Source organism: Natronorubrum texcoconense (assembly GCF_900100335.1).
GTDB lineage: Archaea > Halobacteriota > Halobacteria > Halobacteriales > Natrialbaceae > Natronorubrum > Natronorubrum texcoconense.
The window spans coordinates 100,232-112,342 of sequence record NZ_FNFE01000007.1 but is presented as its reverse complement, the minus strand read 5'-3'; the positions used below and the strand labels follow the sequence as shown (position 1 = coordinate 112,342).

Here is a 12,111-nt window from a genome sequence, read left to right as displayed (position 1 = left end):
GTGGAACCTCGAGCGACGAGTGAGAAGAGAGCTCGGGCGGCGAGTGCCGGATGAACGGAATCGTTAACCGGAATCGTGTCGAACCGGCCGCACACATGGACGACTACGACAACCTGACCGTCGATCGGACCGACGGCGTGGCGACGGTAACGCTCGACAGCGCGGCCGGCCGGAACGCGCTGACGCTCGAGATGGCGAACGAACTGGTCTCGGCGGCGACGACGCTGGGCGAAGATCCGGACGTTCGGTGTGTCGTGCTGACCCACGAGGGCGACTTCTTCGGTGCGGGCGCCGACCTCTCCCAATTTTCGGGCGACGAGTCCGACGCGCCGCTGCTCCGCGAGTTGGCTGGCCGCGCCCACGAGGCGATCGTCCAGTTCCACCGGACCGAGACGCCGGTCGTCGGCGGTATCGACGGCGTCGCTGCCGGAATCGGCTTCAGTCTCGCGCTCATGCCCGACCTGGTCGTCCTCGGCGAGAGCGCGACCCTCAAATTCGCCTATCCGGGAATCGGGCTGACGGGAGACGGCGGAGCCACCTTCTTCCTGCCGCGACTCGTTGGGCTTCGAACCGCGAAGGAGATCGTCCTCCGGGACGAGCCGATCGCGCCCGACGAGGCCGTCGAAATGGGACTCGCGACCGAAGCCGTCCCCAGCGACGAGTTCGAGGATCGACTCGAGACCGTCGCCGCAGAGATCGCCTCCGGCCCGACTCAGGCCCTCGGAGCGACGACGCGACTGCTGACCGACAGCTACGAGCGGAGCCTCGAGTCCCAACTGTCCGCGGAGGCGGACACCATCGCGGGCGCGACGCGGACGGAAGACTACGAGCGAGGGCTCGAGGCCTTCTTCGGCGACGGCGATCCCGAGTTCGTCGGTCGGTAACGAGCCCGCGCCGCGGAATGATTTATGGCACCGAGTCGCAAATAGGGGGATATGCATCTCGGCCTGGTAATCCCGCGAACTGGCGCACACGACCCGACCGACCTCGCGATCGACGCCGAAGCGCAGGGGTACGACTCCGTCTGGATGGGCGAACTCTGGGGAACGAGTTCCGTCGTCAAACTCTCGGAGATCGCCGCACGCACCGACAGCGTCGAGATCGGAACGGCGATCGTGAACGTCTTCTCGCGGACGCCGGCCGTCCTCGCCATGACGGCGGCGACGCTCGACGACGTGTCGGACGGACGGGCGTCCTTCGGCGTCGGGACGAGCACGCCGACGGCCGTCGAGAACGTCCACGGCATGCCGTTCGAACGCCCCGTTCGCCGCTCTCACGAGACCATCGAAATCGTACAGGAGATCCTGACGGGCGAGGAGTCCGTCGACTACGAGGGTGAACTGCTCGAGGTGACCGGCGTCCCGCCCATCGACAGGGACGTCCCGATCTACCACGCGGCGCTCGGACCGGCGAACCGGCGAGTCGTCGGCCGACTCTGCGACGGCTGGATGCCGCACAACATCCCGTTCTCGGCGCTCGACGAGGCGTTCGAGGTCGTCGAGGAGACCGCTCGAGAGAGCGGCCGCGATCCGGACGAGATCACGATCGCGCCGTACGTCCCTGCCGCCGTCAGCGACGACGCAGAGGAGGCTTACGACGCCGTTCGCGGCCACATCGCCTACTACGCCGGGAGCGCCGACGGCTACCGGAACGCGGTCGGGACCCGGTTCCCCGACCGGGCCGACCGCATCGCCGAGGCGTGGGGAGCCGGCAACCGCGGGGAGGCCGCCGGGCTCGTGACGGACGAGATGGTCCACGACCTGGGTGTCGCAGGGACACCGGCGGATGCTCGCGAACAGCTTCGCGACCTCGTCGCCGAGACCGCCATCGATCGGCCGCTGCTGACGATCCCGGAGCAGGCCGCGGACGATCTGGCCGAGGGAACGATCGAGGCGCTCGCGCCGGTTTCTGACTCGTAATCGGACGGCGACGAACGGCTGGTGACGCTCGAGCCGCCGTCACACGTAATCTAAGTTCACCTGCGTCACGTTCGCCGCTCGCTGGACGACGTCCGCGATTTCGTCTCGGCGCGTCTCGTCGATTCGGCTCTGGGGTCCGCAGACACAGATCGCACCCCGCACTCGATCGTTCTTGTCGAAGATCGGTGCGGCGATACAGACCATGCCCGCGATCCGCTCGCCCTCGTCGACCGCGTACCCCTGTCCGCGAATCTCCTCGAGCTGGTCGAACAGGACGTCCGGGTTGGTGATCGTTCGAGAGGTCAGTTCGACGAGCCCGTGTCGGTCGATGATCTCCTCGACGCGGTCGGTCGGCATGGAGGCGAGCATCGCCTTCCCCGGTGCCACCGCGTGCAGGGGCATTCGCGCGCCAGGATACGCGAACAGGTTGACCGCGTCCGATCCCTCCTGGACGGCGAGGATAACCGCCTGGTCCGCCTCCTCGACGAAGAGCGTCGCGTGTTCGCCGGTCTCCTCGGCGACGGTCTCGAGTTCGTCGCGAACGGCCTTGAACACCTCCAGTCGGTGTCGCTGCCGGTGACCGACCTCCAGAAACCGCGTCGTCGTCTGGTACTCCTTGTCCTCCATCCGCACGTAGCCGGTCTCGACGAGCGTCTGCAGGTGATCGTGAGCCGTACTCACCGGCATATCGACGCGCTCAGCGAGTTCGGAGACTCTCCCGCCGCCGTTCTCCGCGAGTTCGTCGACGAGTGCGAACGCCCGTTCGACCGACCGATTCGATGTCCGTCCCATACTGAACGACCTCTACCGCCACCCACAGAAGTCTTTCGACTCTACCGGATATGTTTTCGAGCAGACTGACGATCGATTCGTTGCCGACGGCGCGAGAAACGAAGACGATGGCGTCAGATCAGCGGGAATACTCTAGTGGTAGGCCAGAAAGCAGAGATTGTCGTGAATGTGGGGTGCTAGCAGGGGGAGATGGCGGAAACGGCTGTTTCGAAGGAGTCGGATCTCCTTCCACTGAATATATTATATTAACACCATATTATTAGGAACCCGTTCGTTCGGAACGAAAGCCGAGATCTCGATTGAGACCCTGAGCATGGCTGTACGAGGGAATAGCCCGACTGTTCTACCAGTACATCCGGAAGAGGGCTACGTCAACACCTCTCAATGTGGTTCCGGTAGAGTCGGAACACGTTTCGCGTCGGATGCAACCTCAACTGGTGAATGGACCATAGAGAGCAGCCTTCGAACCGGTTTTCGATCTTCGGTACGTTCCGACTTACTCGGAACTGATAATGAGTCGTGTGAAGAGTCTAATGGCAGCGGAACGAGATAATGACTATACTTTACAGACGTACACTCGTAATCCACTACGGGGTCGAGTAGAGAACGGTGCCGACTAAACATCGTTAGCCGGCTGGGAACTGCTGCCTCGAGAGACCAGTGTTCGCACATTCTCTTCTACCGGGATAACGTCGGTTGCCAGACCAAGCGGTAGGCCCGTTGACAGGGTACGGCACTGTTATATTAAAACATACACATATTTATTACACACTCAATTATGTCAACGTACACATTTCTGCTAAGCGCACTCGGCTGAATGTGGTATATGAAAATCAGACCACACCATTCAGATATCAGTTATTTAATGACTATTTATTACTGTATTTGTGGTCTTTTCGGCCCTATTATTTCGTATCTTTCTATTAGACGCGCTCCCACAATCAGCTCAGCTTTCTCACGGAGAGATAACGGTATTGGTGCGCCTAAAACGTGGGCATGTAGTGAAGGCGATTTGGTGGCATCTCGAGAAGCCGCGTACACAGCGTAATTTAAGTGTAAGAATATAAACACTCTCGACTCTACTAAAAACTCTACATCAGTTTAATAATATGTCGACATCCCGGCGACTCGGACGACGATCCGACACTGAAAACGGGAGCGACGAACGAACCGACGGTCGAGGGGCACTGGTGAGAGCCATCACAGCCAGACCAGCTAGCGGACGAAAGATTTAGTTCCGTCCGCTCGTAGTATCTGGTATGGATAAAGGACAGAACACTGGCGGACTGATGTCCAGTGCCGGACTCGTTCGGTACTTCGACGCAGAGGACTCGAACGCGATCCAGATCGATCCGAAGACGGTCATCGCGACCGGCGTGATGATCGGTGTGCTGATCCAGTTGCTGACGTTCGTCGCGTAATCGACTGGCCCGGCTTCTCACACGACGTTCGAGGTCACCCAGTGATACCTCGACGATTCTACACTGTCGACCGAGAGACAGCATCGGTCACACCGTCTATATGCGATCGGTGCGTATCGGACGTATGAACGACGCTATCGGGCTTCTACCGGACTCGAGCCGGATCGGTCGGGCGGCACTGACCGTCGGCGACGAGTCGGCGGTGATCGACTTCTATCGGGACATCGTCGGACTCGAGCAACTGACGCGAGAGGCGTCGACGACGGCGCTCGGCGTCGACGGCAGGTCGCTGCTCGAGGTTCGCTACGACGCGGATGCGCATCCGCGTCCCGAGGACGCGACTGGACTCTTTCACAACGCGTTCAGAGTACCAACTCGTGAAGCGCTGGGGGATGCACTCGCGCGGATTCGCGACGGCTGGGAGCTGACCGGGGCGTCCGACCACGGCGTCAGCGAGGCGCTCTACTGTACCGATCCGGAGGGAAACGGGGTCGAAATCTATCGGGACCGACCGCGGAAGGACTGGCCGCGAGACGACGACGGGAGCCTCGAGATCGGCTCGTGGCCGCTCGACCTCGCCGACCTCGCGGCCGCGGCGAGCGACGAGTCGGTATCGACGGCCCCCGCAGAGACCTCGCTCGGGCACGTCCACCTCGAGGTGTCGTCGCTCGACGACGCCCGCGAGTTCTACGTTGATACCCTGGGGTTCGACGTGATGGTTTCGGCGCCGTCGGCACTGTTTCTCGCCGCGGGCGGCTACCACCACCATCTGGGGCTGAACACCTGGAACCGCCGATCGGTCCCGTCGACGGCGGACCATCGCGGACTCGCGTGGTTCGAACTCGTCGTCCCCTCGAGCGACGCCCTCGCGCCGATCCGGCGGCGACTCGAGGACCGCGGCGTTCCCGTCGCCGACCGCGACGAGGGCTTCGAGATCGCTGATCCCGACGGGATCACCGTTCGCCTCGTCGCCGAATCGTAGCCGGTGACGTGACCTTTTTGACGGCCCCCTCCATAGGGCGGAGCATGTCACTGATCGCTGGCGTCGTCGCCGTCCAGGGCGACGTCGAGGAACACGCGGCCGCCATCGAACGCGCGGCGCAGGCCCACGACCGCGAGGTCACCGTCCGCGAGATTCGCGACTCGGGCATCGTCCCCGACTGCAACCTGCTCGCGATGCCCGGCGGCGAGTCGACGACCATCTCCCGACTGCTCCACAGCGAGGGGATCGCCCCCGAGATTCGGGATCACGTCGCCGCCGGAAAACCATTGCTCGCGACCTGTGCCGGCCTGATCGTCGCCTCGAGCGACGCGGGGGACGACCGGGTCGACGAACTCGGACTGATCGACGTGAGCGTCGAACGCAACGCCTTCGGCCGTCAGCGAGACAGCTTCGAGGCCCCGCTCGCGGTCGACGGGCTGGCCGACGACGAGCCGTATCCGGCGGTGTTCATCCGCGCACCGGCAATCGACGACGTCGGCGACGGGAACGCCGAGGTACTCGCCGCGTGGGACGGCCGGCCGGTCGCCGTCAAGCAAGGCTCGGTCGTTGGAACCGCGTTCCACCCCGAACTGACTCCCGACAGCCGGATTCACGGGCTCGCCTTCTTCGAGAACGGGAGCGCCGACGTCCCCGAACTCGAGGAAACGGCCTGACGCAACTGGCCCGATCGACGACCGTCGATAGCCGATAGACTATGCGGCCTTTTCGAGCATTCTCGATCGTAGCAGTATACGTGGCAGAAGAAATCGTGTACTCTCGTTCATCCACAAATATCTCCCACATAACTTAGGGAAAACATATACGTGTGGGAGAATAAATTATTGACATGATGGTAACGGAGCGGAACCCGATTCGATGTCGATCGAGGCGTCCGATCTGCTCACTGTCCGCTGGGGAAACCGAGGACGTCCGATCGTGACCGCTCCGAGCGAACCCGAGTACGCGGGCTCCGCGAGCCGAAACGGCGAGCCATCGGACGAGACGCTCGCGGTGACTGTCGCGGCCGCCTGCCTCTGGGCAGGAATACTGTACGTGTCCCATCCGGGACTGGTTCCCGTCGGTCGAGACGGGTCGTTCCACCGGATGGAGTTCGCGACCCTCTTTCTCGGGGGCGTCCTCGCGTTCTACGCGATCGACTCGTGTCGCCGCGCGTATGCGGCCGGTGACCACCGGGAAGCGAGGGCAATGGCCGTCGCCGCGGGCGTCGCCCTCCTCGGGTCGCTGTACGTCTATCGAAATCAGATCGAGCTCGCCTTTGGAGCCGAACTGCCGCTGAGCGCAACGGTGGCAGCCGTCGCGCTCCTCGGCCTCGTGTGGTACTTCGCGTGGCGAGAGCTCGGCCCCGTCCCCGCCGGACTGGTCGGTCTCGCGCTCGCGTACGCCCTCCTCGGGGCCGGCCTCCCCGAACCGCTCGGCCACGAGGGGCTCGCGGTCGAGCAGTTGGCGCTGACCGTCGCGATCGACGGCGGCGTCCACGGCCAGTTCGTCCAGACGACCGGACTCCAGATCGCGCTCCTCGTGTTGTACGCGGCGCTCGTGGTCGGCTACGGTGGCGTCGAGACGCTCCGATCGATCGCCGCCGCCGCGTCGTCTCGACTCGGGAGCGTTCGGAGGTGGGCGATCGGCTCGGCGCTGCTCGCCTCGGTCAGCGGCTCGTACCTGGCGAACGCCGACCTGCTGCGGTCGCGGTCGGTGCCGGCGCTGTCCGAACTGGGACTGAGCGACCGGGACGCCGCCGGGGTCGAAGCGGCCGCGTCGACGATCGGCCAGGTGCTGCCGCCGACAATCTTCATCGCGGGCTTTCTGGTCGCGTCGCTCGTCTCGGATCTCACGCTCACGGACGTCGTCGTCGCGGGGCTGCTCCCGGCGGCGATCGCCGTGAGTTGTTTCCTCGTCGCGCTCCGATACGTCCCGTTCGGCGCGGATCGACGAGCGGCGACGACCGACTCGAGTCGATCGGACGACGGGGCCGATACGAGTCGGAACGCGGGAGCGGGCGCAGGCGTGGACTCGAGCCGGACGCGGCGGGTCCTCGCGATCGACGGCGTTCGGTTCGGCCTCCCGCTGGTCGCGTTCGCCGGCCTGTACTACGGTAACGTTACGCTCTCGCTGACGCTGACACAGGCGCTGGTGTGGACGGTCCTCCTGCTCGCGGCGCTCGGACTCCTCGTCCCCGTCGTCAGAAGCGCGATCCGGGAGCCAGCAGTGGACGGACGGCACCGCCGACCGATCGCTGCCCTCGAGGACGCAGTCGGCGACACCGCCCACGGGCTTCGCCTGGGGGCGCTGGTGCTCGCTCCCGTCGTGATCGCCGTCGCCGCGATCGGCGTCGTCGTTGATCTCCTATTGGCCGTCGAGGCGCTCGAATTGCTCTCGACCGTCGGAACGACGCTCGAGGACTGGCCGCTGGCCGTCGTCGGTCTCGCGCTGGTCGTCGCCGCCGTCGGGACCGCCGGCCTCCCGACGGCCGTGGGCGCCGCGCTCGTCGGCACGCTCGCCGTCTTCGGGGCCGGGTCGCCGTCGGACCTGTCCGCGTTTTTCGCCACGCTTTACGCGGCCGTCGCGGTCGGCGTCGCGCCGCCGGTCGCCGCCGCCGCGGCGCGGACCGCTCGAGTTGGGTCGACGGACACCCGGTCCGTCTCGCTGACTGCAATGCGACTGCTCGCGCCGGTGTACGTCCTGCCGTTTGCGATCGTCTCCCACCCCGAACTCGTCTCGCCGTCACCGTCGCTCGAGAGTCTCACTACTGCCGCGGTCGTGCTGGTCGGTGCGCTCGCGGTCGTCTACGCGGCCAACGCACCGATACAGAATTCGCAGTCGCGACGGTCGCGGTGGTTCGTCCGCACAGTCGCGGGCGCGCTCGGCGTCGTCGCGATGGCGTACCCGACGACTGCGATCCAGTTCGTCGCCGCCGCGGTGATCCTCGGACTGGCCACCGTTCGGCTACGGTGAGCCTCGGGGGGCCCGCGGACGGCCGATCGGATCGGAGAGTGTTTTATCCCGTCTCGCGCCGAGAATGAGAACGAATGTCGAACGAGAGCGCTTCAGCGGATCACGAGATACGCCCCGACGACGATACCGTCCACAGCATGTGGGACAACAGTCTCGAGCCGGTGCGGACGGTCGAACCTGGCGACATCGTCCAGTTTACGTGCAGAGACTCGACCGACGGACAGCTCGGTCCCGGCTCGACGGTCGCCGACCTCGCCGACCTCGACGTCAGCCGCGTCCACGCGCTGACCGGGCCGGTCGCGGTCGAGGGTGCCCAGCCGGGCGACGTCCTCGAGGTCGAACTGCTCGACCTCGAACACGAGGGCTGGGGCCACTCGCTGATCCTTCCGGGCGAAGCGGAGCTCGGACTCCTGTCGGACGAGTTCCCCGAACCGAGCCTCCACGTCTGGGACCTCGAGGACGGCGTCGCACAGTTCGTCGACGGAATCGAGGTCCCGCTGGATCCGTTCCCCGGCGTCGTCGGCGTCGCCCCCGAGGAGGCCGGCAGCCACGAGACGTTCCCGCCGCGGTCGGTCGGCGGGAACATGGACATCAAACAGCTGACGGCGGGGTCGACGGTCTACCTCCCCGTCGCGGTCGACGACGCGCTGTTCAGCATCGGCGACTGCCACGCCGCTCAGGGCGACGGCGAGGTCTGTGGGACCGGCATCGAGGCGCCGATGACCGTCACCTGCCGGTTCGACCTGCGGTCGGATCTATCCATCGAGCAACCGCAGTTCGAAACCACGGGCCCGTTCACCCCGACCGGTCGGGACGAGCGGATGTACGGGACGACGGGGATCGGCGACGACCTGATGGAGGCGAGCAGAGCGGCCGTTCGATCCATGATCGACCATCTCCAGGAGGAACGCGGACTCGATCGGAACGAGGCCTACATCCTGTGTTCGGCGGCCGTCGACCTGAAGATCAACGAGGCGGTCAACGCCCCGAACTGGGTCGTCTCCGCGTATCTCCCGCAGAGTATCTTCCCCGAGGAGTAGCGATCGGCAGCGCGGAGCGATGATCCCGTGAGACGACATGTCGAACCCAGCCGAGACGGCGCGGCCAACTCCGTCCGGCTAGCGTACCAGTGGTACGCATTTACCCGTCGACACCGTAGTAGTGGTATGAACCGGTACCGATCCGTCGGGGCGTCGATCGATCGCCGCGGTGTACTCGGACGACGATCGGCACCCGGCTACCGACGCGACGGATGGTGCGACGAGCAATTCGACCGCCTCGAGGTGAGCCGACGGTGTGTCGAGCGGGTGTTAACACGATGACGGATTCGCCAACGGAGACCGTTCACGACGACGACTCAACTGACGGTGATGAATCCGCGTTTCGAGATACGCCCTCCGAGGACCTCGCGGAGCGAGTATTCGATTCGAGCCCGATTAGCACCATCGTGATCGACTCGGCGGGAACTATCGTCTTCGCAAACGAGCGCGCCTCTGAGACGCTCGCCCTCTCGAACGAACGGCTCACCGGCCGACCGTACGATCCGTCCGAGTGGAATATCTACGACGACGATGGAGCGCCGATCACCGTGGACGACCACCCCGTCACGCGCACCTTCGAGTCGGGTGAACCGGTGTACGGATTCGAACACTGGATCGAGCTCTCGGACGGCTCCGAGCGATGGTTCTCGAGCAGCACGTCCCCCGTCCTGGACGACGAGGGGGAAGTCGAGTACGTCGTCGTCGCGTTCGAGGACGTAACGGCGTTGAAACGACGCGAGAAGCGATTAACTAGCGATCACGTCAGACAGGTCGAGTTTCGCGCGACGCAAGCGGCAGTGCCCCCTTCCCTCCGCATCGACGGCGGCGAAACGCGGATCGAAATCGATTCCATCGTTTCGCTACCGGACGGGACAACCGTCCAGTATATGGGGACGTCGGATCTCTCCGCGAGCGAGTTCGTCACCATGGTAGAGGAGGTCCCCCACTATCTCGACGCGCGGTTGCTCAGTTCGATCGACGGTTACAGCCGTATCGAAGCCCACGCGGAAACGACGACGGTCTCCCACGTCTTCCAGTCCCTCGGCGGTCAGGCCCGCACGATCATCGTCAGTCCGGACGAGGTCCGGTTCCGCGGCGAACTTCCCGGTGACGTCGATCCCCGTCTGGCCGCGGACGGCATTCGGGAGTTCCATCCCGAGGTCGAACTGGTGTCCGAAAAGCTCGTCTACTCGCCGCATCTCCTCTACGACGTCGTCGCCGACGCGCTCACCGATCGACAGCTGGCCGTGCTCGACACCGCTTACTTCGGCGGCTACTTCGATTCGCCGCGAGCCAGCACCGGCGACGAACTCGCGAACCGGTTCGGCGTCACGCGACAGACCTTCAACCAGCACCTTCGCAAGGCACAGCGGACCGTCTTCCGGCACCTCTTCGAGAAGTCCGGCGCGGACGCACGCTGACTGGTCAGCGCCTCCTCTTAGGCTGATGTCCGTTCTAATAGCGATAATGAACGAGAACACGGGTCACACCGATTCCGCCCCGTTCCGACCGATCGGTGACGACAGTACCGGCTACGATCCCACGACGGGAACGTTTCACAGGGAGTTCGATATCGACTCCGAGACGGTGCTCAGCGCGGTCGTCGAAACCGTGGGTGCGGTTACGAACCGCGATCCGACCGCTATGGAAGCGCTGTACGAGACGGTCGACCCCGAAGCGCTCGGGACCCTCCTTCGATCGACTCGAGATCGCCCCATCGATATCACCTTCGCCTACGAGCGCTGTCAGGTGACCGTGTCGAACGACGGACGCGTCGTCGTCGAACCGCCGACGAACTGAATCGATCGTCCCGATAGCGACGATACAGCTGCATGCATTCGCGACCGGACCTGTTTTCTCGCTCGCTCGCAAGGGTATCGGTATGCAGGCATCCATCGACGCGGTTCGTGTCGCGGGGACTCCACAGGGACCGGTGCCAGTGGTCGTCCTCGAGGTCGACGGCGAAGACGACGTCGTTCCGATCTTCATCGGCTTCAACGAGGCGACGAGCATCGCTCGCGGCCTCGAGGCCGAGGATATCGGCCGCCCGCTCACGCACGACCTCCTGCTCGACGTCATGGAAGAGCTGGGGAGCCGGATCGACCGCGTCGTCGTCAGCGAGATCAAAGCGCGCGAGGACGGACAGGGCGGCACCTACATCGCCGACCTCCACCTCGAGACGGCGCGGGGCGAGACCGTCGTCGACGCCCGACCGAGCGACTCGCTTGCGCTCGCGGCTCGGACCAACGCCCCCATCGAGATCACCGACGCCGTCTTCGAGGACGGCCGAGACGATAGCCAGAAGTTCGAGCAGTTAGAAGACATCCGCAGCATGTCGGGTGAGATGTAGATGGACCAGACGCTCGAAGCGCTGTTCGCCGTGATCGAGGACCGAAAGGAGACGCTACCGGAGGAGTCCTACACCGCCTCGCTGTTCACACACGAGAAAGGCGAGAACGCGGTGCTCGAGAAACTCGGCGAGGAGACGACCGAACTCGTGTTGGCGGCCAAAGACGATGATCACGACGAGATCGCTTACGAGGCCGCAGATATCGTCTACCACCTGCTCGTCCTCCTCTCGATGAAGGAGATGGAGCTGGAGGATCTCGAGGCGGAACTCGAGGCGCGGCGCTGAAGCGGACGACTCGAGCCGTCCGTCGATGAAACGGACGGCGCGACAGTGCGACGCTAACGCGGGAATTACGAGTCGGACGGCGACGACACGGAGCAGCGCTGTTGTTTTTGGGAGCGATTGTCACGGAGTCGCGTCGAGCGATGCGTCCGCGGGCGCCGTCGGCGAGACAACGCTCGCGGACGTGGTCGCCCCAACTCGAGGTTAGGACGTGAAACGGACGGCCAGAGCGAGATTGTCCGTGGAACGGTTTATCCGATTTATGCGACTGTGTGGCACAGCCACGGAAGGGCGAGTCACACGGTCATGGCGGGTCGATCCCGCCAAATCCGCGTACGTGCGGGAGCGTCAC

The 12,111-nt window shown here is 64.5% G+C and carries 12 protein-coding genes; 11 read left to right on the top strand and 1 reads right to left on the bottom strand.

Going from position 1 to position 12,111, the window contains the following annotated elements; genetic code table 11:
• The first annotated feature begins 95 nt into the window (after positions 1-95).
• The gene (locus BLT08_RS18625; RefSeq protein WP_090311355.1) at positions 96-884 is read left to right on the top strand and encodes an enoyl-CoA hydratase/isomerase family protein; all 789 of its coding nucleotides are present in this window, start codon (positions 96-98) and stop codon (positions 882-884) included.
• A 51-nt stretch (positions 885-935) separates the two neighbouring features.
• Positions 936-1,919, top strand: coding sequence for an LLM class flavin-dependent oxidoreductase (locus tag BLT08_RS18620; protein WP_090310973.1), 984 nt, complete (start codon positions 936-938; stop codon positions 1,917-1,919).
• Between the two features lie 39 nt (positions 1,920-1,958).
• Here BLT08_RS18620 and BLT08_RS18615 read toward each other — a convergent pair whose 3' ends face one another.
• Complete coding sequence (locus BLT08_RS18615) at positions 1,959-2,711, bottom strand: IclR family transcriptional regulator (protein WP_090310970.1); 753 nt, start codon at positions 2,709-2,711, stop codon at positions 1,959-1,961.
• 1,259 nt (positions 2,712-3,970) lie between these two features.
• Between BLT08_RS18615 and BLT08_RS18610 the strand changes: the two genes are divergently transcribed.
• From BLT08_RS18610 to hisE, 9 genes are all read left to right on the top strand, one after another.
• Positions 3,971-4,132 carry a preprotein translocase subunit Sec61beta gene (locus BLT08_RS18610; protein WP_006089640.1) on the top strand — a complete coding sequence of 54 codons (162 nt, stop codon included), beginning with the start codon at positions 3,971-3,973 and terminating at the stop codon, positions 4,130-4,132.
• A gap of 124 nt (positions 4,133-4,256) precedes the next feature.
• The gene (locus BLT08_RS18605) at positions 4,257-5,114 is read left to right on the top strand and encodes a VOC family protein (RefSeq protein WP_090311353.1); all 858 of its coding nucleotides are present in this window, start codon (positions 4,257-4,259) and stop codon (positions 5,112-5,114) included.
• Positions 5,115-5,158: 44 nt separating this feature from the next.
• Positions 5,159-5,788 (top strand): pyridoxal 5'-phosphate synthase glutaminase subunit PdxT, encoded by a 630-nt coding sequence (gene pdxT, locus BLT08_RS18600; RefSeq protein WP_090310967.1) that lies wholly within the window; start codon positions 5,159-5,161, stop codon positions 5,786-5,788.
• 262 nt (positions 5,789-6,050) lie between these two features.
• Positions 6,051-8,087: a TRAP transporter large permease subunit gene (locus BLT08_RS18595; RefSeq protein WP_175529379.1), complete on the top strand. Its 2,037-nt coding sequence runs from the start codon at positions 6,051-6,053 to the stop codon at positions 8,085-8,087.
• 74 nt (positions 8,088-8,161) lie between these two features.
• Complete coding sequence (locus BLT08_RS18590; RefSeq protein ID WP_090310964.1) at positions 8,162-9,127, top strand: acetamidase/formamidase family protein; 966 nt, start codon at positions 8,162-8,164, stop codon at positions 9,125-9,127.
• A gap of 278 nt (positions 9,128-9,405) precedes the next feature.
• Positions 9,406-10,548 (top strand): bacterio-opsin activator domain-containing protein, encoded by a 1,143-nt coding sequence (locus tag BLT08_RS18580; RefSeq protein ID WP_090310962.1) that lies wholly within the window; start codon positions 9,406-9,408, stop codon positions 10,546-10,548.
• A gap of 46 nt (positions 10,549-10,594) precedes the next feature.
• Positions 10,595-10,927 carry a HalOD1 output domain-containing protein gene (locus BLT08_RS18575; RefSeq protein ID WP_090310960.1) on the top strand — a complete coding sequence of 111 codons (333 nt, stop codon included), beginning with the start codon at positions 10,595-10,597 and terminating at the stop codon, positions 10,925-10,927.
• Between the two features lie 82 nt (positions 10,928-11,009).
• A complete protein-coding gene (locus BLT08_RS18570; RefSeq protein WP_090310958.1) occupies positions 11,010-11,477 on the top strand; it encodes a bifunctional nuclease family protein in 468 nt (155 codons plus the stop codon).
• Positions 11,478-11,762: a phosphoribosyl-ATP diphosphatase gene (hisE, locus tag BLT08_RS18565; RefSeq protein WP_090310956.1), complete on the top strand. Its 285-nt coding sequence runs from the start codon at positions 11,478-11,480 to the stop codon at positions 11,760-11,762. It begins immediately after the preceding gene.
• Positions 11,763-12,111 lie beyond the last annotated feature (349 nt).

Bases quoted from the DNA above. Each gene is read 5' to 3' on its own strand.
- BLT08_RS18615 (WP_090310970.1), bottom strand. From the start codon at position 2,711: ATGGGACGGACATCGAATCGGTCGGTCGAACGGGCGTTCGCACTCGTC.
- BLT08_RS18580 (WP_090310962.1), top strand. From the start codon at position 9,406: ATGACGGATTCGCCAACGGAGACCGTTCACGACGACGACTCAACTGAC.
- BLT08_RS18620 (WP_090310973.1), top strand. From the start codon at position 936: ATGCATCTCGGCCTGGTAATCCCGCGAACTGGCGCACACGACCCGACC.
- pdxT (WP_090310967.1), top strand. From the start codon at position 5,159: ATGTCACTGATCGCTGGCGTCGTCGCCGTCCAGGGCGACGTCGAGGAA.
- BLT08_RS18575 (WP_090310960.1), top strand. From the start codon at position 10,595: ATGAACGAGAACACGGGTCACACCGATTCCGCCCCGTTCCGACCGATC.
- BLT08_RS18590 (WP_090310964.1), top strand. From the start codon at position 8,162: ATGTCGAACGAGAGCGCTTCAGCGGATCACGAGATACGCCCCGACGAC.
- hisE (WP_090310956.1), top strand. From the start codon at position 11,478: ATGGACCAGACGCTCGAAGCGCTGTTCGCCGTGATCGAGGACCGAAAG.
- BLT08_RS18610 (WP_006089640.1), top strand. From the start codon at position 3,971: ATGGATAAAGGACAGAACACTGGCGGACTGATGTCCAGTGCCGGACTC.
- BLT08_RS18625 (WP_090311355.1), top strand. From the start codon at position 96: ATGGACGACTACGACAACCTGACCGTCGATCGGACCGACGGCGTGGCG.
- BLT08_RS18570 (WP_090310958.1), top strand. From the start codon at position 11,010: ATGCAGGCATCCATCGACGCGGTTCGTGTCGCGGGGACTCCACAGGGA.
- BLT08_RS18605 (WP_090311353.1), top strand. From the start codon at position 4,257: ATGAACGACGCTATCGGGCTTCTACCGGACTCGAGCCGGATCGGTCGG.